The sequence below is a fragment of the Oricola cellulosilytica genome (assembly GCF_019966575.1).
Classification (GTDB): Bacteria; Pseudomonadota; Alphaproteobacteria; order Rhizobiales; family Rhizobiaceae; genus Oricola; species Oricola cellulosilytica.
In genome coordinates, this window is the sequence record NZ_JAINFK010000001.1 from 177,894 (window position 1) to 203,492 (window position 25,599).

At 62.7% G+C, this 25,599-nt stretch carries 24 protein-coding genes and 1 tRNA gene; 8 read left to right on the plus strand and 17 right to left on the minus strand.

What is annotated here, in order from left to right:
* Position 1 precedes the first annotated feature (1 nt).
* From LC298_RS00790 to LC298_RS00800, 3 genes are all read left to right on the plus strand, one after another.
* On the plus strand, positions 2–1,024 hold the full coding sequence (locus LC298_RS00790; protein ID WP_131565538.1) for a branched-chain amino acid ABC transporter permease: 1,023 nt from the start codon (positions 2–4) through the stop codon (positions 1,022–1,024).
* Entirely contained in the window at positions 1,021–2,460 is a 1,440-nt protein-coding gene (locus tag LC298_RS00795; RefSeq protein ID WP_223385479.1) for a branched-chain amino acid ABC transporter permease, read from the plus strand. The genes LC298_RS00790 and LC298_RS00795 overlap by 4 nt, the downstream gene beginning before the upstream one ends.
* Positions 2,461–2,592: 132 nt before the next feature.
* Positions 2,593–2,748: a hypothetical protein gene (locus LC298_RS00800; RefSeq protein WP_158284686.1), complete on the plus strand. Its 156-nt coding sequence runs from the start codon at positions 2,593–2,595 to the stop codon at positions 2,746–2,748.
* A gap of 85 nt (positions 2,749–2,833) precedes the next feature.
* Here the strand turns inward: LC298_RS00800 and LC298_RS00805 are convergent, their stop codons facing one another.
* The 9 genes from LC298_RS00805 to LC298_RS00845 form a co-directional block, all read right to left on the minus strand.
* On the minus strand, positions 2,834–4,018 hold the full coding sequence (locus LC298_RS00805; RefSeq protein WP_131565536.1) for an ABC transporter substrate-binding protein: 1,185 nt from the start codon (positions 4,016–4,018) through the stop codon (positions 2,834–2,836).
* 219 nt (positions 4,019–4,237) lie between these two features.
* Complete coding sequence (locus LC298_RS00810) at positions 4,238–4,978, minus strand: proteasome-type protease (RefSeq protein ID WP_131565534.1); 741 nt, start codon at positions 4,976–4,978, stop codon at positions 4,238–4,240.
* Positions 4,979–5,098: 120 nt separating this feature from the next.
* Complete coding sequence (locus LC298_RS00815; RefSeq protein WP_131565532.1) at positions 5,099–5,905, minus strand: transglutaminase family protein; 807 nt, start codon at positions 5,903–5,905, stop codon at positions 5,099–5,101.
* A 3-nt stretch (positions 5,906–5,908) separates the two neighbouring features.
* On the minus strand, positions 5,909–6,850 hold the full coding sequence (locus LC298_RS00820) for an alpha-E domain-containing protein (RefSeq protein WP_131565530.1): 942 nt from the start codon (positions 6,848–6,850) through the stop codon (positions 5,909–5,911).
* Positions 6,851–6,857: 7 nt separating this feature from the next.
* On the minus strand, positions 6,858–8,285 hold the full coding sequence (locus tag LC298_RS00825) for a circularly permuted type 2 ATP-grasp protein (RefSeq protein WP_131565528.1): 1,428 nt from the start codon (positions 8,283–8,285) through the stop codon (positions 6,858–6,860).
* Between the two features lie 66 nt (positions 8,286–8,351).
* Positions 8,352–8,756: a hypothetical protein gene (locus LC298_RS00830; protein WP_131565526.1), complete on the minus strand. Its 405-nt coding sequence runs from the start codon at positions 8,754–8,756 to the stop codon at positions 8,352–8,354.
* A 30-nt stretch (positions 8,757–8,786) separates the two neighbouring features.
* Positions 8,787–11,207 carry a putative bifunctional diguanylate cyclase/phosphodiesterase gene (locus LC298_RS00835; protein WP_131565524.1) on the minus strand — a complete coding sequence of 807 codons (2,421 nt, stop codon included), beginning with the start codon at positions 11,205–11,207 and terminating at the stop codon, positions 8,787–8,789.
* A 12-nt stretch (positions 11,208–11,219) separates the two neighbouring features.
* Positions 11,220–11,744, minus strand: coding sequence for a putative pterin-binding protein (locus LC298_RS00840; RefSeq protein WP_223385480.1), 525 nt, complete (start codon positions 11,742–11,744; stop codon positions 11,220–11,222).
* Between the two features lie 319 nt (positions 11,745–12,063).
* Positions 12,064–12,138 (minus strand) — tRNA-Phe (locus LC298_RS00845).
* Positions 12,139–12,336: 198 nt separating this feature from the next.
* Between LC298_RS00845 and LC298_RS00850 the strand changes: the two genes are divergently transcribed.
* Positions 12,337–13,371, plus strand: a complete 1,035-nt coding sequence (locus LC298_RS00850) for a Gfo/Idh/MocA family protein (RefSeq protein ID WP_131565523.1) — start codon at positions 12,337–12,339, stop codon at positions 13,369–13,371.
* On the opposite strand, the gene LC298_RS00855 is transcribed toward LC298_RS00850, so the two are convergent.
* Positions 13,368–13,778, minus strand: a complete 411-nt coding sequence (locus tag LC298_RS00855) for a hypothetical protein (RefSeq protein WP_131565521.1) — start codon at positions 13,776–13,778, stop codon at positions 13,368–13,370. The genes LC298_RS00850 and LC298_RS00855 overlap by 4 nt on opposite strands.
* A gap of 132 nt (positions 13,779–13,910) precedes the next feature.
* Between LC298_RS00855 and LC298_RS00860 the strand changes: the two genes are divergently transcribed.
* Positions 13,911–14,258, plus strand: a complete 348-nt coding sequence (locus tag LC298_RS00860) for a DUF952 domain-containing protein (protein ID WP_131565519.1) — start codon at positions 13,911–13,913, stop codon at positions 14,256–14,258.
* Complete coding sequence (locus tag LC298_RS00865; RefSeq protein WP_131565518.1) at positions 14,258–15,352, plus strand: quinone-dependent dihydroorotate dehydrogenase; 1,095 nt, start codon at positions 14,258–14,260, stop codon at positions 15,350–15,352. Before LC298_RS00860 ends, LC298_RS00865 begins: the two co-directional genes overlap by 1 nt.
* Before the next feature lie 121 nt (positions 15,353–15,473).
* On the opposite strand, the gene LC298_RS00870 is transcribed toward LC298_RS00865, so the two are convergent.
* Positions 15,474–15,890: a VOC family protein gene (locus LC298_RS00870; RefSeq protein WP_131565516.1), complete on the minus strand. Its 417-nt coding sequence runs from the start codon at positions 15,888–15,890 to the stop codon at positions 15,474–15,476.
* 194 nt (positions 15,891–16,084) lie between these two features.
* Positions 16,085–17,425 (minus strand): MATE family efflux transporter, encoded by a 1,341-nt coding sequence (locus tag LC298_RS00875; RefSeq protein ID WP_428977523.1) that lies wholly within the window; start codon positions 17,423–17,425, stop codon positions 16,085–16,087.
* Positions 17,426–17,507: 82 nt separating this feature from the next.
* Here LC298_RS00875 and LC298_RS00880 point away from each other — a divergent pair, with 82 nt between their 5' ends.
* Entirely contained in the window at positions 17,508–18,413 is a 906-nt protein-coding gene (locus LC298_RS00880; protein WP_131565512.1) for a histone deacetylase family protein, read from the plus strand.
* On the opposite strand, the gene LC298_RS00885 is transcribed toward LC298_RS00880, so the two are convergent.
* From LC298_RS00885 to LC298_RS00905, 5 genes are all read right to left on the minus strand, one after another.
* Positions 18,410–18,880: a CAP domain-containing protein gene (locus LC298_RS00885; protein WP_131565510.1), complete on the minus strand. Its 471-nt coding sequence runs from the start codon at positions 18,878–18,880 to the stop codon at positions 18,410–18,412. The genes LC298_RS00880 and LC298_RS00885 overlap by 4 nt on opposite strands.
* Complete coding sequence (locus LC298_RS00890; protein WP_131565508.1) at positions 18,877–19,149, minus strand: DUF6460 domain-containing protein; 273 nt, start codon at positions 19,147–19,149, stop codon at positions 18,877–18,879. Before LC298_RS00890 ends, LC298_RS00885 begins: the two co-directional genes overlap by 4 nt.
* Positions 19,150–19,233: 84 nt before the next feature.
* Positions 19,234–20,244 (minus strand): endonuclease/exonuclease/phosphatase family protein, encoded by a 1,011-nt coding sequence (locus LC298_RS00895; protein WP_131565506.1) that lies wholly within the window; start codon positions 20,242–20,244, stop codon positions 19,234–19,236.
* Positions 20,245–20,338: 94 nt separating this feature from the next.
* Entirely contained in the window at positions 20,339–21,955 is a 1,617-nt protein-coding gene (locus LC298_RS00900; RefSeq protein ID WP_131565504.1) for a cisplatin damage response ATP-dependent DNA ligase, read from the minus strand.
* Positions 21,952–22,962 (minus strand): ligase-associated DNA damage response exonuclease, encoded by a 1,011-nt coding sequence (locus tag LC298_RS00905; RefSeq protein ID WP_131565502.1) that lies wholly within the window; start codon positions 22,960–22,962, stop codon positions 21,952–21,954. Before LC298_RS00905 ends, LC298_RS00900 begins: the two co-directional genes overlap by 4 nt.
* A 106-nt stretch (positions 22,963–23,068) precedes the next feature.
* On the opposite strand from LC298_RS00905, the gene LC298_RS00910 reads away from it, so the two are divergent.
* Positions 23,069–25,597: a ligase-associated DNA damage response DEXH box helicase gene (locus LC298_RS00910; RefSeq protein WP_199223199.1), complete on the plus strand. Its 2,529-nt coding sequence runs from the start codon at positions 23,069–23,071 to the stop codon at positions 25,595–25,597.
* Positions 25,598–25,599: the final 2 nt, after the last annotated feature.

Genomic DNA, 25,599 nt, shown 5'->3' on the forward strand with positions numbered 1-25,599 from the left:
AATGCCGGAAGCAACAGAGATTCTCAATGCGCTCGTCCTGATGACGAATTTCGTCTTCGTGCCCGCCCTCGCCTACGGTTCGCAGCTCGCGCTCGGCGCGCTGGGTGTGACGCTGGTCTTCGGCATCCTGCGCTTCGCGAACTTCGCCCATGGCGATCTGATGGCATTTGGAACGACGATCACGATCCTTTTCACATGGCTGTTGCAGGCGAGCGGCATCACCTTCGGCCCGTTGCCGACCGCATTGCTGGCGCTGGTACCGGCCATTGCGGCGACCGCCATCATCGCCATCCTGATCGACAAATCCGTGTTCGCGTTCTACCGCAAGCACCGCGCGGCGCCGGTGGTGCTGGTGATCGCGTCCGTCGGCGTCATGTTCATGCTGAGCGCCATCGTGCGCTTCATCATGGGAACCGACGACCGCCGCTTTACCGACGGCGAGCGGTTTCTGGTACGGGCGCCGGAGTTCAAGCGCTGGAGCGGCCTCGACGAAGGACTCGCCATCCAGACCACGCAGGCGATTACCGTGATCGTCGCGCTGGTCGTCGTCGTCGCACTCTTCATCTTCCTCAACCGCACACGTACCGGCAAGGCAATGCGCGCCTATTCCGACAATGAGGATCTGGCGCTTCTGTCGGGCATCAATCCCGATCGCGTCGTAATGGTGACCTGGATCATCGCCGCAGCGCTCGCGACAATCGCTGGAGCGCTCTACGGTCTCGACAAGAGCTTCAAGCCGTTCACCTATTTCCAGCTTCTTCTGCCGATTTTCGCGGCGGCGATCGTCGGTGGAATCGGCCAGCCGGTCGGCGCGGTGGTCGGCGGCTATATCGTCGCTTTCTCGGAGGTGATGCTCACCTATGCCTACAAGAAGTTCGCGATGTACCTCATGCCGGACGAGCTGGCGCCGCAGGGACTGCTGCAGTTCCTGTCGACCGACTACAAATTCGCGGTCTCCTTCATCATTCTCGTGGTCGTGCTGCTGATCCGGCCGACCGGTCTGTTCCGGGGGAAAGTGCTATGAGCGCTCCGGCTATAGACGAAACGGCACAAGCCGAACGCAGCCCCGCTGCCCCGCCGGCCATCGTCCAGAAAAAGGACAGCGCATGGCGCGCGCCGCTGGCCTTTCTGGCGATGGGCGCCGCCCTCGCTGCGGTCGGCATGTTCCAGTCCTGGTCGGTGGCGCTGGCAATTCTCAACATGAGCCTGATCTCGGCCGTCATGGCGATGGGCCTGAACCTGCAATGGGGCTATGCGGGCCTGTTTAACGCGGGCGTGATGGCATTTACCGCGCTGGGCGGTCTGGCCGCTGTTGTCGTGTCGCACCCGCCGGTGATGGAGGCCCTTACCGCCGGAGGCCGCAGTCTTGCTCTGTCGGCAGTCATCACCATCGGCATCGTGGCGACGATCATCTTCCTGACGTCGATCTTGAAGGGACGGGTGCGGGGCTTCGCGATCTTCGTTGTGGTCGTCGCAGGTTACTTCCTGCTGCGTCCGGTTTTCAGCGACGCCGTTACCACGATCGAATCCGTCAATCCTGCGCGCACCGGCTTTATCGGCGGATTGGGCCTTCCGATCACGTTATCCTGGCTTGTCGGCGGTATTTTTGCCGCCGCGGTCGCCTGGCTGATCGGCAAGGTGGCGCTCGGTCTGCGCTCGGACTATCTCGCCATCGCGACCCTCGGCATCTCCGAAATCGTGATTGCCATTATCAAGAACGAGGACTGGCTGGCGCGCGGCGTGAAGAACGTCACGGGTCTCCCGCGTCCCGTTCCCTATGAAATCAACCTGCAGCAGGAACAGTGGTTCGTGGATCTGGTGAGCCGCTTTCATGCCGCTCAGCTCGAATCGGTCGGCGAAGGCACACGGGAGCTGTTGCTTCGCCAACTTGTGATCGAAGGCGCCAGCGCCTTCGTCAAGATTGCTTACGCGGGCCTGTTTACTGTCGTTCTGCTGATCATCCTGGCGCTGTGCGTGCGGGCGCTGAACTCGCCATGGGGCCGGATGATGCGCGCCATCCGCGACAACGAAGAAGCGGCCGCCGCGATGGGCAAGAACATCACGAAGCGGCACCTTCAGGTCTTCGTTCTCGGATCGGCGATCATCGGGATCGCCGGGGCGATGATGACGACACTCGACGGCCAGTTCACCCCCGGAACCTACAATCCGCTGCGCTTCACCTTCCTTATCTGGGTGATGGTGATTGTCGGCGGATCCGGCAACAATCTCGGTGCGGTTCTCGGCGGATTCCTGATCTGGTTCATCTGGGTGGAGGCGGAGCCGGCGGGCCAGTGGATCGTCGCGCAGATCAGCGCCAACATGGATCCGAACACGCCGCTCTACCGGCACCTGCAGGACATCGCGGCGCCGTTCCGCCTGTTCGTCATGGGTCTGGTTCTGCTGATCGTGATGCGGTTCTCGCCGCGCGGAATCCTGCCGGAAAAGGTCCGCCATACCTGACCTGTCTGCACCCGACTTCCGATAATCGGGAACGCTGGCGGTCGGCAGGAAGACTGGTTGACCGATATCAACGCATCACGCGGTGCACCTGTCTAGGGTTTCCCTATCGGGAACACGAAAAGGGGCGTTGTCATGAAAGCAGCTGCGAATGTTTTGGCTGGTCTTGCGCTTCTGTTGGTGGTCGGATGCGCCACCGACGGGCGCTATCCCATCTCGGGCGAGGAATGCGGTCCCGACGATCCGGTCAAGACGATGAGCGCCCCGCTGTGTCCGGAGACCGGCGTCTAAAGTTCATCAGCCCGCATGGCGCGAAAAACCCCGGACCGCGTGACGATCCGGGGTTTCTTTTCGGTGTGTTCAGTTGGCTATGGGCCTAGCGGACCTTAACGGTCTTCCACGCTCCGCCCTCGATCACCAGTTCCTTGTAGGAGCCGAGCGCCTCGCCGACATCGGTGAACTCGACATTCGTCGCGCCCTGATAGTCGATATCGGTGCCTGCGGCGACCAGTTCGAGCGCCTTGTCCAGCTCGCCCGGGCCGATCTGCTCGCCCGGCGCGTTGGCGATCTCCATGATGTTTCCGGCGATGGCAGAGCGGTCGGCGGCGCCGGCCTTCTGCATGGCGAGGATCATAAGGGCGGCGGCATCGTAGCTCTCGCCCCGGTACGGGCCGGTTCCGGTGATGCCGGCATCGGCGGCCATCTTGTCGAAATTGGCCGCGCCTTCGGAGTCCGAACCCGGCGCGGTCCCGATCACCTTGGCACTGTCGAGGCCGGACACGTCGAGCAACGAATCGCCGATCATGCCGTCGCCAAGAACGAAGGTTTCGAAGGCGCCGGTGTCGATCGCGTTCTGCATGATGCCGCGGCCACCTTGGTCGACGTAACCGAGCACCGCAAGCGCGTCTCCGCCCGCAGCAGCCAGCGCGCCGACTTCGGCGGCGTAGTCGCCCTTGCCGTCCTCATGGGCAGCCGTGATCGTGACCGAACCGCCACGCTCCTGGAAGGCTGCGGCGAACGAGTCCGCCAGGCCCTTGCCGTAGTCGTTGTTGGTATAGGTGATCGCGACCGACTGAATGCCCTGCTCCATCGCCACATCGGCCAGAACCTGGCCCTGACGGGCGTCGGACGGCGCGGTGCGGAAGAACAGGCCGTTGTCCTCGATCGTCGTCAGCGCCGGCGACGTTGCCGACGGCGAGATCAGGACGACGCCGTTCGGAATGGCGGCATTGTTGGCGACGGCTGTCGTCACGCCCGAGCAATCCGGACCCATGATGGCCACGACATTGTCGGATGTGATCAGCCGCTCGGCGGCTGCGGTGCCGGCTGCGGAATCGACGCAGGTGGAGTCCGCGCGCACCGAAGTGATCGTTTCGCCACCGAGGAACTTGCCGCTGTCGGAAGCTTCTTTCATGGCCATTTCAGCACCACCGGCCATGTCCGGCGTCAGCGATTCGATCGGCCCGGTGAAGCCGAGGATGACTCCCATCTTCACTTCGGCCTGTGCCGCGGCGGCGAGCGCGAAAACGCTCGCTGCGGCGAGTAGAACAGTTTTTCTCATAATCCCATTTCTCCCTTTTGAGACGCCGCCGTTACGGCTGGCGCGGGCATTTCCGCATCTTGCGACCGGAAAGGCTGACAGGGTTTAAAGCGCACTCCAGACAGGTGCGCAAGCGCTTTGCGATGGTTGGGTTAAGACGGCAAATCGCAGTGACTCCAAAGGGATGCCCGGACAAGGGCCGTCGGGGCGGCTGGGCCAAAGGCGCTTTTGGCGCACCGCTTAGCCGTCGGCAAACGTGAAATCGGGAAGAACGCGCAGCGCCTGCGACAGCGCTTCCCCCCAACCGGTCGAGATCGACTGGTAATAGGCATCGTCGGCGCCGATGCGCTGCTGGCGGCCGATCTCGAAACTGTCGGTTTCATAGGTCTGCACGTCGATCGGCAGCCCCACCGAAAGATTGGCCTTGATCGTGGAATCGAACGAAACGAGCAGAAGCTTCACCGTTTCCTCGAAGGACATTGCCGGATCGTAGGCGCGCACCAGGATCGGGCGGCCGTACTTCGTTTCCCCGATCTGAAAGAAAGGCGTGTCGCCATTGGCCTCAACGAAATTGCCCTCCGGATAGATCATGAAGAGACGCGGCTCGCTTCCCTTGATCTGGCCGCCGAGGATCAGCGTCGCATTGAAGGCGGAATCGGCTGTTTGCCCGCTCATCGCGTTCGAATTGATCACCTCGCGCAGGGTCTCTCCGATCTCGCGCGCCACCTGGAACATCGACGGCGCCTCGAGGATCGACGGATTGCGGTCGACCGGCGCCTTTGAGCGTTCGTCCAGCAGGCTGACGACGGCCTGGGTGGTGGCGAGATTGCCCGCCGTCATCAGCGTCATCACCCGCTCGCCGCGCCGCGACCAGCTGAACATCTTCCGGAACACGGAGACATTGTCGACTCCGGCATTGGTGCGGGTGTCGGACATGAAGACAAGGCCCTTGTCGATGCGCAGGCCGACGCAATAGGTCATCGAATGATTCTCGCCACGAATTTCGGGGACGTTACGTCCACGCCCCATGCGTTACAAGGGATTCGGTGGGCTGACGGTTCCCTGCGTTCTTCCCGTGACGGCCGAACCGGCACCCCCGCACTACTGCTGCTGAACCTGCAAGGTGACGTCCATCTTCTCTTCACCGGTGCCCCGCCGCAGTCCCGAGACAGGCGCCGCCTCGGTGTAATCCAGCCCGGTCGCCACCCGCACGTAACGCTCATCCGGCGAAATGCGGTTGGAGACGTCGAAGCCGACCCAGCCCAAACCGTCGACATGGGCCTCCGCCCAGGCGTGGCTCGCATCCTGCTCTACCCGGTCGTTCATCATCAGATAGCCGCTGACATAGCGGGCTGGATATCCCATCGCCCGCGCCGCGGCGATGAAGATATGTGCGTGGTCCTGGCACACACCATAGCCGATATCGAGCGCCTCCTCGCCGGTTGTCCCCGCTTCGGTCTGGCCGGTCCGATACTCCACCTGTTCGACGATCGCGTTCGACAGATCGTGCAACCGCGCCACGTCGCCATCGCCGAAATCGCCGCCGACGCTCTTGACCAGCTTGCGCACGTTGTTGCCCGCGCGTGTCAGCGGAGTGGCCTTTCGGAACAGCCACAGCGGAGCAAAGCCGCCATGTGCGCCGATGACGCCGGTGCTGTTGGTGTTTTCCACCTCACCCTCGCAGAGCACCGTGATGTCGGTGCGTCCATCCTCGAAACTGACCAGTTCAACGTGGTTGTTGTGCTCGTCGTCATATTGCAGTTGTGAAATCCCACCCTCGACCGTGGTGCTCCACGCAATGACGTTCTGTCCGGCGCGCGATTTCGGCGTCAGCCGCAATTGCTGAAGCACGGCATGAACGGGCTCGGCGTAATGGTAGCGGGTCGTGTGGGTGATCCTCAGTTGCATGGCCTATCCATTGAACCGGTAATCCTGCTCGATCTGCTGCCCGAGCGCGTTGTTGTCGCGAATGAACTGCTCGATGAATTCGTGCAGGCCGATGTCGAAGATGGCGTCGACCGTATTGTCGCGCAGCCTCGAAACGAGGGCCTCCGCCGCATCGTGACAGGCGTGCCGTTCCCCGTAATCGTCGGCCAGAAACTGCAGATTGTCGACGATCTTCGTCGCGCAGAACGCCAGCGAACGCGGTAAACGGCGATCGAGAATGAGAAATTCGGCGATGCTGCGCGCGCTGATGTCGTCGGCGTTCAGCCAGCGATAGGCGCGCTGCGCCGACACCGAGCGCAGGATCGTCTCCCACTGCACATTGTCCAGCGACGAGCCGACATGCATCACCGAAGGCAGCAGCACATAGTACTTCACGTCGAGAATACGGGCCGTGTTGTCGGCGCGTTCCAGAAACGTCCCGATACGCGCGAAATCGTAGATCTCGTTGCGCAGCATGGTGCCGTGCAGTGCCGCGCGGACGAGCGCGCTCTGCTGGCGGATCAGCGCCAGCGTGGCCGGCAGTTCGCGGTCGCGCACCGGACGCGCCAGTGCGTCCTTCAGGGTGATCCAGCATTCGTTCACCGCTTCCCAGACTTCGCGGGTCAGCGCGGTGCGCACGAGGCGGGCGTTGTTTCGCGCTGCCTCCACGATCGACATCACGCTCGTCGGATTGGTCATGTCGCGCAGCAGAAAGTCCGTCACCGTTGCCGTGTTGACCTCGTCGTGACGCTCCTCGAACGCCTCGCGGATGCTGGTAGTCTGGATAACCGACATCCATTCGTCCTGATCGCTGGCGGAACGCGTCAGCGACATACGGAACCCGGCGTCAACCAGGCGCGCGGTGTTCTCGCTCCGCTCGAAATAGCGGAACATCCAGTAGAGGCCGCCTGCGGTCTTGCCTAACATCGCTGTGTCATTCCTCCAGCACCCAGGTGTCCTTGGTGCCGCCTCCCTGGCTGGAGTTGACGACGAGCGAGCCCTCCTTCAGCGCGACGCGCGTCAGCCCACCGGGCGTGATGTTGATACCGCGCGGCGAGACCATGACGAAGGGCCGCAGATCCACGTGACGCGGAGCAAGCCCCTTACGGGTCAGGATCGGCACGGTCGACAGCGAAAGTGTCGGCTGGGCAATATAGTTGGCCGGCTTGGCGACAAGCTTTTCGCGGAAGGCGGCAACCTCGCGCTTGCTGGCGGCGGGCCCGACCAGCATTCCGTAGCCGCCCGATCCGTGCACTTCCTTGACCACCAGTTCGGTCAGGTGCTCCAGCACATAGTCAAGCGAATCCTGCTCCGAACAGCGCCAGGTCGGCACGTTCTTCAGGATCGCCGTTTCGCCGGTGTAGAACTCCACGATCTCCGGCATATAGGAATAGATCGCCTTGTCGTCCGCTATCCCCGTTCCCGGCGCATTGGCGATGGTGATGCCCCCGGAGCGGTAGACATCCATAATGCCTGGAACGCCGAGCATCGACTGGGGGTTGAAGTTCAGCGGATCCAGAAAGTCGTCGTCGACCCGGCGGTAGAGCACGTCGATGGGCGCGTATCCGCGCGTCGTGCGCATCGCGATCTTGCCGTCGACCACGCGCAAATCATGGCCCTCGACAAGTTCCGCGCCCATCTGGTCGGCCAGAAACGAATGTTCGAAATAGGCAGAGTTGTGAATGCCCGGCGTCAAGACGGCGACAACGGGCTTTCCGTCACATCTCTCCGGCGCGCAGGCGGCGAGCGAGCGCCTCAGGTTCTTCGGATAATCGCTGACCGGCTGCACCCGGATTTTCGAGAACAGTTCGGGAAACATCTGCAGCATGGTTTCCCGGTTTTCGAGCATGTAGGACACACCCGACGGCGTGCGCGCATTGTCCTCGAGGACGTAGAACTCGTCCTCGCCCGTGCGCACGATGTCGGTTCCGACGATATGGGTGTAGACGTTGCCGGGCGGTGCGACACCGATCATCTTCGGCAGAAAGGCTTCGTTGTCGGCGATCAGGTCGACCGGAACGCGGCCCGAGCGCAATATTTCCTGACGATGATAGATGTCGTAGAGAAACGCGTTGATCGCGCGGACGCGCTGCTCGATCCCGCGTGAAAGCCGCGCCCATTCGCGGCCGGAAATGATGCGCGGCACGATATCGAACGGTATCAGACGCTCGTTCGCGCCTTCCGCGCCGTAGACGTTGAACGTGATTCCGGTCCTGCGGAAGAAGGTCTCGGCTTCCTTGGATTTCTTGTTCAGCCTCGCCGTCTCTTCGCCGGCCAACCAATCGCAAAATCCCGAATAGGGAGGACGGGCCGTTTCGCCCCCGCCAAGCATCTCGTCGAAAAACCCGCCCGCTCGATCCATGGCATAACCTTATGGCAATGCTTGGCTTTGACAAGGTGTCTCGTTCAGCAAGGGATCCGCGGGCCTTCAGTTCTCCGCCTTCAGAAGTGACCGCGCATAGGCGACGAGCGCCGCTACATCGGAGAACTCGATATCCACCGGCACGGTCGGCCGCCCGGCGGATTCATCGCTCGGCTGGCCCGCAAACCGGATGATCGCAGGATGCGGCGGCCTCTCGTGAAAACTGCCGAAACGCTCTTCCCAATCCCGCAACTGGTTCACCAGAAACGGAAAGGAGGGCGTTGATGATATGCCGGAAAAGCGGTTCTCGTTGTCGACGATATGGCAGCGGGAGCAATGCGCGCGCGCAACCGACCGGCCCCGCTCGACGAGCGTTGGCGCTTCCTGGGCGCGCGCCGGCCCCGCATATGCGGACGCGGCCGCCGCACCGGCGGCCAAAAGTGAAAGCCAGATCGGGAGGATCAAACGCATGGTGAAAGGCTATCGCGTTTCCGACCGGCGTCAATGCACCGGTCGGCCTGCCTTGCCAAACCCGCCAGGCGGCTGATCGATCGTTACACCTTGCCCGGACGGCGTGTCCGACTGGAAATACGCGACGATTTCGCGTGGCCCCAGCGGCTTGCTGATCAGGAACCCCTGCACCTCGTTGCAGCCCGTCGCACGCAGGATCTGCAGTTCACTCTCCGTCTCCACGCCCTCCGCGATGGTGCGCATCCCAAGTCCCCTCGCCAGGTGAACGATCGCGGCAACGATTGCCTGGCGGTCCGGGTTGCGATCGATTTCTTCGACAAAGATCCGGTCGATCTTGATGCGGTCGACGGAAAATTTCCGCAGGTAGCTCAGCGACGAATAGCCCGTGCCGAAGTCATCAAGCGAAATGCCGATACCAGCGCGCCTTAGGGTTCCGAGTTCATTCTCGAAAGCGCACTCGTCATCGAGCAGAAGGGTTTCAGTAATCTCCAGATGGAGACGCTTCGGCTCAAGTCCCGTCCGGCTCAGAACATCGAATACCGTCGCGACAATGTCATCCTGGCGAAACTGGATCGGCGACAGGTTCACGGACACCGCGACCGGTTCCGGCAAGCCGAGAGCCTGGCGGCATGCCTTTTCCAGAATCCAGCGGCCCAGGCTGACGATAGCCCCGGTATCCTCGGCGATTGAAACGAGCTCCAGCGGCGTCAGATCGTCGTCGCGAGACGTCTTCCACCGCAGCAGCGCTTCCACCGCATGGGGTTGGCCCGTGCGCAGATCGACAATCGGCTGAAACACAAGGTCGAGCTTTTCGTCGAAGTCCCCGTCGAGCAGTTCGGCCTCGATCCGGTTTCGCCGCAGTAACGTCTCGGACATTTGCGGGGAATAGGTGGAAAAAGCGCCACGACCGCGCCTCTTCGCGTCGTAAAGAGCGATATCGGCATTCCTTATTAGCTCGTCGGGCTCCATCCCGGAGGAGGACAGCGCAATCCCAACGCTCGTGCCACCGAGTATCCTCACGCCATCCACTTCGAAGGGTTCGGCCAGTGCCACGACGATGCGCGCGGCAATCTCTTCGGGAAGCGAATGTTGCTTGACCTTGTCGACCACCACCACAAACTCGTCGCCGCCGATGCGGCAGACAAGAGTCTGCTCAGGAACAATCGAACGCACCCTCCGGCCCACCTCCCGAAGAACCGCATCGCCGGTCGGATGGCCATGGGTGTCGTTGATCTTCTTGAAGTTGTCCAGATCGAGACACAGGAGCGCGGTCGAACCGCATGGATCGGAGTCGGTCGCCAGAACATTTTCGAGGCGTTCGCGAAGCAGAATACGATTGGGCAGGCCCGTAAGCGCATCATGGCGCGCTATCTGCTCAATTCTTTCCTGCGCCCGGTGCCTTTCGCTTATATCCTCGAATGTAATGATCCAGCCGCCGGTTTCGACGGGCCGAAGCGTCAGGCTGATCATGCGCCCATCCGGCAAGGTCTGATGTAAACGTTCCGGTATACCCCGTGCGATCGCCGCCTCGAGGCGTTGCCGGCTCGCGCTTGTTCTGCCGGAATCGTTTGAATGCCGCTCCAATCCGATAGCCTGGAAAAAGTCCGCAAATCCGGTCCCGGGCTCCGGGCAGCCCGGCTTGCAACCATAAAGCCGACTGAATTGCCGGTTGCTGACGATCATTTTCCCCTCGGCGTCGAACATGCACAAACCGTGCGTCATGTTGTTGAGGGCGGTGTCGAACAGCACGTTTTGCGACCGCAGTTCTGCGCCCGTATTCCGCAGTTCGTCGTTCGATCGCCGGAGCCAGCGGCGGATATGGACCAGTATGTGGTTTTGCCATCTCACGAGGGCCAGAAACACGAAGGCGCAGACAACGAGACAAAGTGCAAGAAGCGAGAAGATCCAGTGCAAACGCAGGAGGCCGCGCTGATCTTCGGCAACTTGGCGGCTTCCGTAATGGTCCGCTTCCGAGGCAAGCCCTATCAATTCTCCCTCCAGAGGAGAGGTCATTTCCAGCGCCCGCCTTGCGATCTCGGCGCGATGGATGTTTGCCATCATATTTTCGAGATCGCCGACAGTCCGCTTCAGTTTGGCAATCACCTGACGGCGCTCAGCGCTGGTGCCTACGAATTCGTCGAACTGGCCAGCGCGAAATATGTCGAGCCGGCTCGCCAGAATGTCGAAGCGAAGCCGCACCTCGCGAAGCGCTTCGGGCGAGGGCGCGAGAAGATATTCGGCCAGCCGCTCCCGTAACCGGACATATTCGTTCATTCCCTGCGCGGCGCTGAACGCAACATTGTAGCGGTAGGATTTCTCAAGCGCCTGCTGGCGATCGAAGACTATCGCCGACACATAGGCGGCCATGGCCGCAAGGAAGACGATGAGCACCGTCAAGGCGAACTGGGTCGCCTTGAATCCTCGCTGTCCGAATGGCCGGGGCAATGGCATGGGTGAGACGCGTTACCTGACCACCAGTCGGCTGATCTGCCATACCGATCGTGCATAGTATTTCTCCGCGGCCAGCCGGGAATCGGAATCGTAGGGATAGACGATGAACAGCGGCCCCTTGTCGCGGATTTCCATGTACTTTCCGTCACGTTTGAGCGCGAGCACGGCTCCATCTTCGCCCAAATCCGACAACGGAAGCGTCGCCTGATAGTCGTTGAGCGCAACCGCCGTCATTTCGCTGCCTGTCGCGCCGACCGCGTCAAGCAATCGGTCCAGCGGCACGCCCTCGAATTCGACCGGATTGTCGTACCAGGGCGTGGATGTCAGGAAGGATGTGGTCCCGATCGACTCCAGCATCGCGCGATCGAATTGCGCTGTCTCATCGACGTTCTTGCGTTTGATATTTCCTTCGATCACCAGGATGATTTCGCTCTCGGGGGCAGGCAGCACGTCCTCGGCCGCGTTCGCGGGAAGAATGACTGCGAGGGCGGCTAAGGCGGCGATCGCAGACGGAAAACGGCGGCGTAAATCGGGCACTGCTTGCTCCTTCGGTTGCTCGATCAACACCTAGAACATAGCGGCGGAATGGACAGGGAAATGTCCGGGGTGTTCGCCGCTTCCGGCGCTTACGGTAAAGGCGAAGTTAAATCTTCTCCCTTCACCTTATCCGATCGCCACCTTTGCTGATTGGCGTCTGGCGCAGTCTACCTTCGGTAACGTTTCCGGCTCGACGGCCCATTACCCGATTTCGTCGGCGACCGAGGCACGCGCAATGCTCGCCTGGTGGGTATCGACTTCACCAATCGCTGAAATCTCTACTCTTCGAGACAGCATCTTCGATCGGGGGGAAGGCTGGTGGTGCCCGGGGGCGGATTTGAACCACCGACACGCGGATTTTCAATCCGCTGCTCTACCCCTGAGCTACCCGGGCCGACGCTTCACTTCATTTCGCGAAGACGATTTCCGCGGTCGCGCCGCGTGAAAGTGCGCGGTTTATAACACGCAATTTCCGGGTGTCCAGCCGCAAATTCCGCTCTTCTCCACCCCCGCCAAGCCCCTTCAATGAGACTTTGACAAATCCCCCGGCCCCGGCCTTACATGACGCCGTTCGGCGACGAGAAAGGACAGCATGAAGCAACAAGCGCTGGGGTGGGGCGTTATCGGCACCGGAACAATCGCCCGCAAGTTTGCCGAGGACATGGCGCTGGTTGTCGGAGCGCGTCATGCTGCCGTCTGTTCGCGCTCCATGGAGACCGGTCGCGCTTTCGCGTCGGCGCACGGATTTGCGAAGTCTTACGCCGATCTCGATGAATTTCTGGGCGATCCTTCGGTGGAGGCCGTCTATGTCGCGACGCCGAACACCGCCCACCTCGAACAGGCGCTGGCGGTCGTGAAATCCGGCAAGCCGGTGCTGATCGAAAAGCCGGTGGCGCTGTCGGCGGCGGACGCACGGACGATCGCTCGCGCCGCCGAAGGACGCAACGTGTTCGCCATGGAGGCGATGTGGACACGCTTTCTTCCGGCGGTCCAGCGGACGGCCGCACTCATCGCGGACGGGCGGATCGGCATGATCGAGCGGGCGCAGGCGACGCTCGGCTTTTCCCGCGTCGTCGAACCGGACAGCCGTCTTTTCAATGCCGCGCTTGGGGGCGGCGTTCTCTACGATCTCGGCGTCTATCCGCTCTCGCTCGCCCTGATGCTGCTCGGCGAGGCGAGTAACGTGTCGGGCCGGTGGAAAGCCGGGCCGACCGGAACCGACATCGAAGCCCATGTCGAGATGACATGCGGCGGCGCGCCGGTCTCGGTCCGAACGTCATTCGCCTCGGAGATGGAGAACGCCTTCGTCATCCAGGGGTCGGCGGGTGTGTTGCGGCTGGACCGGCACTTTCTGCGCGGCCCGTCCCTCACACTCTGGGACAAGCCGCTCAAACGGATTCCTGCCGGGTCCGATACGTTGGCGGGAAAGCTGGCGCACAGATTCCCCCTGGACGGACGCAGGACCGAGCGGTTCGACCAGCAGGGCCACGGCCTGCACCACGAGATCCGTGCGGCGCAGGCGGCCATTCTCTCCGGGAAAACATCAAGCGACGTCATGCCGCTTGGCGAAAGTGCCCGTGTGCTGGAGATCATCCGGGCGGTGCTGTCGACGCCGGCCGAAACCTAGGTCTTGTCGCCGGGCTTTCCCTGCTCGAATTCCTCGACAATGCCGAGAAAGCGGCGGAAGAACTTTTCCATGTTGTCGAGACCGCGATCGAGCTCCTCGTCGCTCGGCAGCACGCGGTCGGCAAGCCCGCCCTCGAGCCTCGTCTCGAGCCGCGCGACCCGCTCCTCCAGCCTTTGGAGTTCGTCCTGAAACGCCGCGCGCTCGTCGGCGGCGAGCTTGCAGACGATCTGCCCGCTCTTCTCCGCGCAGATCGACATCTCGCCGGTGGCGGTGTCCATGCGAACATAGCCGTTTTCGGTTTTCTCCATGACATAGCGGCCATTTTGCGCTGATGCGGCCTGCGCGCCCGCCAGCGTCATCGCCAAAAACGTTGCAACGGCAGCCATGTGCCGGCTGAAACTGGTCATGTATCGTGCCTCTTCCACAAAACTGTCCCGTCTCCTCCCGAGTAGCAGCCAATTCGGCGGGAATTGCGACAGATCGGGAAAAACGCCGATTGCGGCTTTCCCCCGCACCCGAGGCGGATTAAGCACCACTCCATGGACAAGATCATTTACAAGATCGCGCCGCGCGCCCTCTGGCAGGCGGCAGAGGAAAACGGGCGCTTCGACGGCGCGCCGATCGATATCGCCGACGGCTTCATTCATTTCTCGACGGCGGCGCAGGCGCGCGAAACCGCCGCGAAACACTTTGCCGGCCAGAACGATCTTCTGCTCGTTGCGGTCGACGGCGAAAAGCTCGCCGGCGCGCTGAAATACGAGGTCTCGCGCGGCGGCGACCTGTTTCCCCATCTCTACGCGCCGCTCGATCTCGACACGGTCGTGTGGGTGAAGGAACTGCCGCTCGGCGATGACGGCGCACACGTCTTTCCCGGGCTCGACGCCTGATGCTTTCACACCTTGCCGAGACGGCGGGACGCTGGCTGGCGTTCCGCTTCGAGCCGGAAACAGCCCACCGCCTCGCCATCCGGACGCTCAAATCCGGCGCGCCGGTCGTTCGAAGCGTGCACCGCGACCCCCGGCTTTCCGTGTCGGTGAACGGCCTGACCGTGCCCAACCCGCTCGGCGTCGCCGCCGGGTTCGACAAGAACGCGGAGGTTCCCGACGCGCTTCTGGCCGCCGGGTTCGGTTTCGCCGAAATCGGCACGGTCACGCCGCTGCCCCAGTCCGGCAACCCGAAGCCGCGGGTTTTCCGACTGCCGGAGGATCGCGCCGTGATCAACCGTCTCGGCTTCAACAACGAAGGCCACGCGGCGGCGCTCGCGCGCCTTCAGGCGCGGAACGGGCGGCCGGGCCTCGTCGGCGTCAATATCGGCGCCAACAAGGATTCAGGCGACCGGGCCGGCGATTACGTTTCCGGGCTGGAGCGATTCTACGGCCTGGCCAGCTATTTCACCGTCAACATTTCCTCCCCCAACACCCCCGGCCTGCGCGACCTGCAGGGCCGCGCGCAACTGGCGGAGCTGCTTTCGCGCATAGCGGAAAAGCGTGCCGAACTGTCCGAAACCCAATCACGCATTGTCCCGGTATTGCTGAAGGTCGCGCCGGATATCACCGAAGAGGGTCTCGACGATATTGTCGCAGAGGTGCTCGCCCACGGGCTCGACGGGATGATCGTGTCGAACACGACGCTGGCCCGACCGGGGCTTCGATCCGACCCCGGCGAGGCGGGCGGTCTCTCCGGCCGCCCGCTGTTCGAGCGCTCGACGATCGTTCTGGCGAAGACGCGCGAGCGGATCGGCGGAGAGGCATTGCTCATCGGCGCGGGCGGCGTCGATACGGCACAGTCCGCGCTCGCCAAGATCGAAGCCGGCGCGGATCTGGTGCAGCTTTACACCGGCATGATCTATCGCGGCCCTGGCATCGCCAATGCGATCAACCAAGAGCTGTCCGAAGTGCTCGACAAAACCGGCGCGCCGTCGATTAACGACCTGATCGGCACGAAGACCGAGGACTGGGCGGCGAAGCCAATCCCGGCGTGATCGCATGCATTAGGTCATAATTCGCTTCGCCGTACGATCAGGCGGCGTATGGCTGCTTCAAGCGCATTATACCGATCTTCCGCGATGCGGCGAATGGCTTTTGCCGCCCGTGTGACCGGCGCTATCCGTCTCGTCCTGGTTCGTTCGGATCGCTAGAGAAAAGTGCGATCTTGTTGCCTTGAGGATCGCGAAGGTAGCCAACATAGAACTCAGGTCCATAAGAAGCACGAAAGCCTGGCTGGCCCTCATCGGAACCGCCTGCGAAAAGCGCGGCGGCGTGAAGGTCACGAACCTGCTTTTGATTGCGCGCCTCAAATGCGACCATAGAACCGTTGCCAGCCGAGGCCGGACGTCCATCGAAGGGTGGTTTGACGTAGAAGTCAGGCAGAACGGGAGACTTACCCGGTTGTACGGGCAGTGCGTAACTCAGTCCCGCAGGCCCCTCCTCCAGTTCGTAACCAAGGGCTGGCAGGAACGCGGAATAAAATCGTTTTGCGCGCGCGATGTCATCCGCACCGACTGTGACGTAGGCAATCATGCTTCGTGCGTCTTTTCGGAAGTTTGGTCATTCAAACGAGATTACTGCATAGTTGCAAGCCAACACAGAATTCGGCTCAATATATGACCCCTTATCCATCCCCAAAGTCGACATTGTGCAATTGCAGCGTAAGCTCACTTTGTCCGCATAGCTGCCATCGGCCGGCATTTCGAAGATTGCCCGTTTCCGCCCGATCAGCCGAAAACCCTCCGCGCCTTGCGCGGGAGGATCGCCAGCAGCGTCAGTCCGCGCACGCCCAGAAAGACGTTGAGGGCAAGCCATAGCCCGTGATTGCCGTAGGCCGGCACAACCGTCAGCAGCAGGATCACAAACACCGCCAGTGACGCCAGCATCATGTTGCGCATGTCCTTCGACCAGGTCGCGCCGATGAATACGCCATCCATCTCGAAGGCGAGCACGCCCGCAATCGCGGTCAGCGCCGCCCACATCAGGTAGGTCTTCGCCTCGGCTCGCACGTCCGGTGCCGTGGTCATCAGGTCGATGGCTGCCGGTCCGAACAGGACGACCATGATGGTCGTGAAGCCGGCGAGGGCGAATCCCCACATCGTCGTCAGCCGGACGGCGCGCCAGAAAGCCGGCGGATGATTTGCGCCGATTGCCCGCCCGACGATCTGTTCGGCGGCGGTCGCGAACCCGTCGAGATAATATCCGGCGATGAGGAAGAAGTTCATCAGGATCGCATTGGCGGCAAGCGTGACAGCGCCGAACTGCGCGCCGGTACGCGTGAACAGCGAGAAGCCCGCAAGCAGAGCGAAGGATCGGATCATTATATCGCGGTTGACCGACACGAGGCGCAAGAATGCCTCGCGATCGAGGACGCGCGCCCGGCTTGGCGCGTGGCGGAGGTCGAACCCGCGCCTGATCCACCAGAAACCGGCTCCGGCGGCGATCGCCTCCCCGAGCACCGTGCCGATGGCCACGCCCTCTATCTGCCAGCCGAGGACGAGCCCGAACCAGATCGATCCGGCAATGTTGATCCCGTTCAGAAGCGTCTGCAGCAATAGCCCCGCCATGGCCCTTCCCTGCCCCAGCAGCAGGCCGAGAAGCGCATAATTAACCAGCGAGAACGGGGCGCCAAGCATGCGGATGGTGACATAGCTGCGCGTAGCGTCCGCAACGCCCTCGCCGGGATTCATCAGCAGGATGCCGAGTTCGCGGATGAGCGGCCCAAGGATCAGCAGCACAAGGCCCAATCCCGCGGCAAGCAGGACAGCGCGCCAAAAGACGGCCTGTTGTTCGGTTTCGTCACCGCGGCCGAATGCTTGGGCGACGAAGCCGGTGGTTCCGGACCGCAGAAAATTGAACGTCGTGAAGACGATGTCGAAAATGATCGCGCCGACGGCAAGGCCGCCGATCAGCGCCGCATCTCCGAACTGGCCGATCACCGCCGTGTCCACGATCCCCAGCAAGGGCGTCGTCAGGTAGGCCAGCGTCATCGGAACCGCGATGGCGAACACCATGCGGTTGCTGACCTCGAAGGGAAGCGAGGAAACGGATGGCTCGGATGTCGTCACGGTCTGCCGGGATCGGTCGCGATGAATGGCGGAAGCGAGGCTTGGTTGCTTTTGCCGGCAAATGCAATAGCTGAACTTCGCCATGCGCCTGCCCATAGTCCACAACCCCGCCTACGACGCGAAGTTCTCGCCGGACCATCGGTTTCCGATGAGCAAGTACGCATTGCTTGCCGAGGTCATTATGCGCGAGGGCCTCGCGGGACCGGGAGATTTCCATGTCCCGATGCCGGCGCCCGCCGCGTGGATAAAGCTCGCCCACGATGCGGCCTATGTCGATCAGGTCTACGACTATCGCGTGCCGCCGGCGATCGAGAAGATCATCGGATTTCCGGTAACCGAGCGGACCTCCATCCGAGCGCAATGCGCGACCGCTGGGACCATCATGGCGGCACGGCTGGCGTTGGAATACGGCATCGCGTGCAACACAGCCGGCGGGAGCCATCATGCCGGACACATGCATGGGGCCGGCTTCTGCACCTTCAACGATGTGGCGGTCGCCGCCAAACTCATGCTCGCAGACGGAGAGATCGGCACCGCCCTCGTGCTCGATCTCGACGTTCATCAGGGAGACGGAACGGCAGCGATCCTGTCCGATGAACGCCGCGTCTTCACCGCCTCGGTCCATTCGCAGAAGAACTACCCGACCCGGAAGGTGGCGTCCGACTACGACCTCGGACTGCCGGACGGGATGGAAGACGCGGCGTATCTGAAGACGCTTGCCCTTGTGCTCGAACAACTGCGCGACCGGGTGTCGCCCGACATCGTCTTCTATAATGCCGGCGTCGACGTTCACGCCGAAGACAGGCTCGGGCGTCTCGCGCTCACCGATCGTGGGATCGAACAACGCGAGCGCATGGTCATTTCCCATTTCCGGCAGCGTGGGATTCCGGTCTGCGGCGTGATTGGCGGCGGTTATTCGAAGGACGTGGAAGCCTTGGCATTGCGCCACGTCATCCTGCATCGCGTGGCAAGCGAGTTTGTCTTCTAGGGCGAAAGCACCATCGCCCAATAGCGCCGGCCGCCCGCAGCCGACGCGTAGGCGACGCCGACACGGCCGAATTCATCATCAAGGAGGTTGCGGCGGTGTCCGGCCGATTGCGACCAGCCATAGACGGCCGATTCGGTGTCCGGCTGGCCGAACGCCAAATTTTCCGCAGCCGGGAAGTTCACGCCTGCCGCGCGCATGCGCCCCCTGAATCCGGCATGGGTCACCCGCCCCTGTACCGCCATGGCTTCGGCATGGTCGAGCGCGGCGCGCGACAGCACGTCGTCGGCCAGCAGCGGCTGCAAACCGTTATTGACACGCAGCGTATTGACCGGGGCCAGCGCCTCGCCGGTGACGATGCCGCTTTCGATCGGGCCGTCGACGGTGGCCGACCTCGTCGTGCACCCGGCGATGACCGGTGCAACCAGGAGAACGCCCGCACCAGTCAGAAGCGCCCGTCGGCCGATCATGCGCGGCGGCCGTAATTGAGCAGCCGCATCAGGATGAACACCGGAATGACGACCATCGCGCCGAGGATCAGCCAGTCGCCGAAACGGCCGAGCGCGGCCCACCCCTTCTCCCAGAGATTCACCGCGAAATCGCGCACCGCGAATAGGAGGTCCATCGGATAAATCTCGAACACGTTCATCACCATTCCGACCAGAACGGAGACCACGATGAGCTTGACGATGGTTCGGAAGACGGTATCGCCGAGAAAGGCATTCACGCGCATTGGCATCTGATTCCCTGAAAGCTGTGCATCGCAGCTAGTAAGAAACTGTGGCGTATGCAAGTCACGGCGCGGTGCGGCGCCCCCCCCCCGCTAGACGACCAATGGCACACCCAGGGTATCGAGGTCGAATTCCGCCACCACGGGCGCATGATCCGATTCCGGGAACTTGGCGTCAAAGGCGAAAGCGACACTTTCGTCATGGATCATCTCGTTGTGAATTTCGATGCCCTGGAAGCAGGCCATCATGCGTCGTGAGACGAGCATGTGGTCGAGCAGGTTTCCGCGACCGTGATGAAACAGCGTGTAGCGCCTGCTCTGCGCGACGGAGAGGGCGACCGGATGCATCACCCGGTGATTGAGCGCGGGATTTCCCGTGTCCTCCGTCTGCCCGCGGATGGCCATCACGGGAACCTCATGGGGTTCGGCATTGAAATCGCCACAGATCAGAATATTCGCGTCCGGCTCCACGTCGAATATTCCGTCGATGAACATGCGTGTTTCGAGCGCGGCGCCCACCCGCTTCATTGAGGAGAGAAAATACCCCTCCGCCCAGCCTGATGCCGTTTTCCATTTGTAGTCGTCCGGGCCCTGTCCGGGTATCCGGGTGGGGTTCTTCGACTTGAAGTGGACATTCAGGATGTGAAGAACGACGCCCGACTGACGGCGCAGGCGGACGTAGAGCGTCGGCCGGTCCCAGATCACTTTCTTCGGCAACTGGTCGCCCTCGGCCGTTACCCGGAAATATTGCGGCGGATTGACGAGCGTGTTCTGGATTTCGCGCATTTCTTCGACGGTGTCGCCGGCCGGCGTGGCGACGACGAGGTTGCGGTATCGCTCGACGTCGGGCTTGTTCTTCAGGGTTGTCGAGGAAAGCGTGTGCACAGAGTATCGCGTTCCGCTCAACAACGTCTCCAGCGCTCTCAGGCGGCGCGGACCGGAGGCAACATTCTGGCCGTGCACCTCCTGAAAACAGATGATGTCGGCTCGCAGGCGCTCCAGCATTGGCCGCAGGATCCTCACACGCTCCTCAAACGGCGCGTCCCGGTCGGAACTGACAGCAACGTCGTCGAGGTTTTCGATGTTGTAGGTTGCGATCCGCATGGCATTTTTCCTCCCGCATTCGGTTGAGGCCTGTCGTCGCGACGGAGCGAGAGTAGCGGACCCGTGTGAAACGAGCGTGATCGCGCTCAGCGGTTCAGTCCAGCATCGCTTCCAGCGTTTCCAGCCGGTCGGCCTCGAATGGCGGCTTGTCCCACCTCAGCCGGGATATCCGCGGGAAGCGCATGGCGACGCCGGACTTGTGCCGCGCCGACCGGTTGAGACCCTCGAACGCAACCTCGACAACCAGGCCGTGATCCGGCTCCGCGCGCACCGATCGTACCGGCCCGAAGCGCTCAACCGTGTTGTCGCGCACATATTTGTCGATCTGCTTCAGTTCCTCGTCGGTGAAGCCAAAATAGGCCTTGCCGACGGGCACGAGCTGCGGATCGTCCATCGGTCCGGTCCACACGCCGAAAGTGTAGTCGGAATAGAAGCTCGACCGTTTGCCATGGCCGCGCTGGGCATACATCAGCACAGCGTCGACCAGACGGGGATCGCGCTTCCATTTGAACCACGGCCCCTTCGGCCGGCCCGGCACATATGCGCCGTCCCGGCGCTTGAGCATCAGCCCCTCGATCACCGGATCGGGCGGGTCGTTGCGTCTTTCGGCTACGTCCTCCCACGACGAGAACGCCAGCAGCGGCGAGAGGTCGAACCGGTCGGCGGGCACGCCCGCGACAAAGTCCTCGAGATGCCGGCGACGATCCTCGAAGGCGAGCGAACGCAAATCCCGGTCTCCCGACTGAAGCAGGTCGTAGGCGCGTACGAAAGCCGGATACTTCGCCTGCAGCTTCGCGGGCACGGCCTTGCGGTTCAGCCGCTGCTGCAAATCGGAAAACCTGCCCGTCCGGATCGCGCCCCCCTCCGGCCATCCGACAAGAAGCTCGCCGTCGATCGACCCCTCGAAGTCCATTGCCTCGAGCAGATCCGGGAAAGCGCCGGAGATGTCGTCCCCGGTGCGCGAATAGATGCGGCGGGCATTTCCCTCGGCAGTGACCTGCACACGAATGCCGTCCCATTTCCACTCCGCCAGGTAGTCCTTCGGGTCATAGCGGGTCAGTTCCTCGGCATCGGTCGGGGTGGCGAGCATGACCGGGCGAAACGGTGCAGCGGCCAGGTTCACCGGTTTTTCAGTCCTGCCATCCAGCCACGCGAAAAGCGGCAGATAGGGGGGCGTCAGCCCGTGCCAGAGCTCCTCGATCTCGGTCACGTCCTTGCCGCCGAAATCGGCCAGCGCCTGCTTCACCAATCGTGACGAAACGCCCACGCGCATGCCCCCGGTGATAAGCTTGAGCAGCGCGTAGCGGCCTTGGGAATCGAGAATGTCGAGCCAGCCTTCGACCAGCTTCGGGCCATCGGAGCGGGACGCCGAATGCAGCGCTTCCACAATCGTCGAAATCGTCAGATCGTCTGCGCCCCTGTCTTCAGCCCGCCCGTGGGGCGTCGGCCATATCAGCGACACCGTCTCGGCGAGATCGCCGACGAAATCGTAGGAATAGCCGAACAGCACCGGATCGACGCGCTCCTCCACCAGCCGGCGGATCATCGCCGGCTTGACCGACAAGATGTCGAGATCGCGGGTGATGGCGGCGATCGCGTAACCGCGGTCGGGATCGGGGGTCGCGGCGCAATAATCGACAAGCAGCTTCAGCTTCGCGTTGCGCGACGGGGTCAGGACCAGCCGGTCGAGCAGTTCGGCGAAGGGCTTCATTCCGCCTCATCCTCATAGCCGACAATGTGCAACGGCTTGGCGCGGATCTGGTTCAGCTCGCACCAGCGCACCAGCGCCTCTTCCCGACCATGGGTGACCCAGACCTCCTGCGGACGTATTTCCAGAATGGTTTCCGTCAGTTCATCCCAGTCGCAGTGATCGGAAAGGATCAGCGGCAATTCGACACCGCGCTGCTTGGCCCGCTGCCGGACACGCATCCAGCCGGAGGCGAAGCAGGCGATCGGATCGGGAAAGCGGCGCGCCCAGCGATCGGCGAACGCCGAAGGCGGACCGATCACGATCGCCCCCTCGAACTGGTCCTTCGCCGCCCTGTCGACCGTGGCCGGTGCCAGCGGTCCGAGCGCCACGCCCCGGCTTTCGTAATAGTCGCACAGCTTCTGCATCGCTCCGTGGATGTAGATCGGCTTGTCGTAGCCCGCCTCGCGCAGCAGCGCGATGACGCGCTGCGCCTTGCCGAGCGCGTAGGCCCCGACGAGATGGGCGCTTTGCGGAAACTGCCCGACGCTCTTCAGCAGCCGGGCGATCTCCTCGCGGTCGTCGGGGTGCCTGAACACCGGCAGTCCGAACGTCGCCTCGGTGATGAAAACGTCGCAGGCGACCGGCTCGAAGGTCGTGCAGGTCGGGTCGCGGCGGCGCTTGTAGTCACCGGAAGCGACGATCCGCACGCCGTCCTTTTCCACCGCGATCTGCGCCGCGCCGAGCACGTGCCCGGCCGGATGCCAGCTCACGCTCACGCCGTTGACCGTCATCGCCTCGCCATAGGCGGCTTCCTGCGAAGCGGCGGAAAAATCATCGCCGTACCGTATCGCCATGATGTCCAGCGTTTCGCGCGTCGCGGTCACATGGGCATGACCCGGACGCGCGTGATCCGCATGGCCGTGGGTGACGAGCGCGCGCTCGACCGGCCGGACGGGATCGATGTAAAAATCGCCGGGCGGACAATAGAGCCCCTTCGGTGTCGGACGTAGCAAATCCTCGAAACGCATGGCCCATAGATAGCCGTTCGACGATCCGCGGAAAGGGTATCGCGGAAGAAAACAGGAACATTGTCTTGGCCTTCCGGCCATCAGACCCTAGTTTGCCCGCGTGAGCATAGCGACCTCCCCCTCCAATCCGTCCTCGGACGGTATCGACCTGCCCGTCCCCTTTCTCGACTGGTTCATCTCGAAGGGCTGGCAGCCGCGCGCCCATCAGCTCGAGTTGCTGACGAAGGCAGATGCGGGACGGTCGTCGCTGCTGATCGCGCCGACCGGCGCCGGCAAGACGCTGGCTGGCTTCCTGCCGTCGCTTGTGGATCTGACGCGGCGCGGCAGCCCGCAGCCAGGCACGAAAAAACCGGGTGTGCACACACTCTACATCTCGCCGCTCAAGGCGCTTGCCGTCGACATCCACCGCAACCTGTCGACACCGGTCGAGGAAATGGCTCTGCCGGTCATGATCGAGACGCGCACCGGCGACACGCCGCAATCGCGCCGTCAGCGCCAGAAGCTCAACCCGCCGGACATATTGCTGACGACCCCGGAACAACTGGCGCTTCTGCTGTCGCACAAGGACGCTGAGCGTTTCTTTGCCGATCTGCGCTACGTGGTGCTTGATGAGCTGCACTCCCTGGTCACCTCCAAGCGCGGCCACCTGCTCGCGCTCGGTCTGGCCAGGCTGCACCGCCTGTGTCCGAGACTGCGGGTGACCGGCCTGTCGGCGACGGTTGCGGAGCCCGACATGCTGCGGCAATGGCTGGTGCCCCAGCGCGATGGCGGCGAAATGGCCGATATCATCACGGTCGCTGGCGGCGCGAAGCCGGACATCACCATCCTGAAATCGAAGGAGCGGGTGCCGTGGAGCGGCCATTCGGCGCGCTATTCCATGCCGGAAGTCTACGAAGCGATCCGTCGGCACAAGACGACGCTGCTGTTCGTCAACACACGCTCGCAGTCCGAAATGCTGTTTCAGGAACTGTGGCGGATCAACGAGGACAATCTGCCGATCGCGCTGCATCACGGCTCGCTCGATGTCAGCCAGCGGCGCAAGGTCGAGCATGCGATGCAGAACAACGCGCTGCGCGCCATCGTCGCCACGTCGACCCTCGACCTCGGTATCGACTGGGGCGATGTCGACCTCGTCATCCATGTCGGCTCGCCGAAGGGCGCCAGCCGGCTTGCACAGCGCATCGGCCGCGCCAATCACCGCATGGACGAGGCGTCGAAGGCGATCCTGGTGCCGGCGAACCGCTTCGAGGTGATGGAATGCCAGGCGGCGCTCGACGCCAACTATCTCGGCGCGCAGGACACGCCGCCGTTGGCCGAGGGCGCGCTTGACGTGCTGTGCCAGCACATCCTCGGGACGGCTTGCGCGGAGCCATTCCGTTCAGACGATCTGTATGCGGAAATCGTGACTGCCGCGCCATATGCGAATCTGCCGCGCGAGACCTTCGACCGGGCGGTGCAGTTCGTTGCTCATGGCGGCTACGCCCTGCAATCCTACGAGCGTTACGCGCGCATCCGCCAAACCAGCGAGGGAACCTGGCGCATCTCGCATCCCTCCATCGCCCAGCAGTACCGGCTTAACGCCGGGACGATCGTCGAGGCGGCAATGCTGAACATCCGAATGACGCGCCATCGCGACAAGGGTGCCGCGGTGCGGGCCGGGCCGACGCTGGGAAAGATCGAGGAGGGCTTCGTCGAGGCGCTTGCCCCGGGCGACACCTTCCTGTTTGCCGGAAAGGTTCTGCGTTTCGAAGGCATTCGCGAAAGCGACTGTATCGTATCGAAGGCCAGCGATCTGAACGCCAAGGTGCCGGTCTATGCGGGCGGCAAGTTTCCGACGACGACCTATCTGTCCGAGCAGGTCCGCAAGATGCTTTCTGACCGGAAGAGCTGGAGCCGGCTGCCCGCCCAGGTATCGGACTGGCTGCACATCCAGAAACGGAAATCTGCGGTGCCGGGCCCGCGGGACCTTCTGGTAGAGACGTTCCCCCGCGGCGCGCGGTACTACCTCGTCGCCTATCCGTTCGAAGGGCGGCTCGCGCACCAGACGCTCTGCATGTTGCTGACCCGCCGCCTCGAACGCGCGAAGGCGCGGCCGCTCGGGTTCGTGGCGTCGGACTATGCGGTGGCGATCTGGGGCCTGCGAGACATGGGCGCGATGCTGCGCTCCGGCGAGATCACGCTGGACGGACTGTTCGATCAGGACATGCTGGGCGACGATCTGGAGTCATGGCTGGACGAATCCTTCCTTCTTAAGCGTACGTTCCGCAATTGCGCTGTCATCGCCGGCCTTATCGAGAAGCGTCATCCGGGAAAGGAAAAATCCGGCAGGCAGGTTACCGTTTCCGCCGACCTCATCTACGACGTCCTGCGCACGCACGAGCCGGACCATATCCTGCTTCAGGCGACGCGCACGGACGCGCGAACCGGATTGCTGGACATCGGCCGGTTAAACGACATGCTCTCGCGCATACGCGGACGAATCATGCATAAGGACCTGGAAGGGATATCGCCGCTGGCAGTCCCGGTGATGCTTGAAATCGGCAAGGAGTCCGTGCATGGCGGCGATGCGAGCGAGGCATTGATGGCGGAAGCAGCGAACGACCTCGTCCTCGAGGCGCTTGGAAAGGATATCTGAAA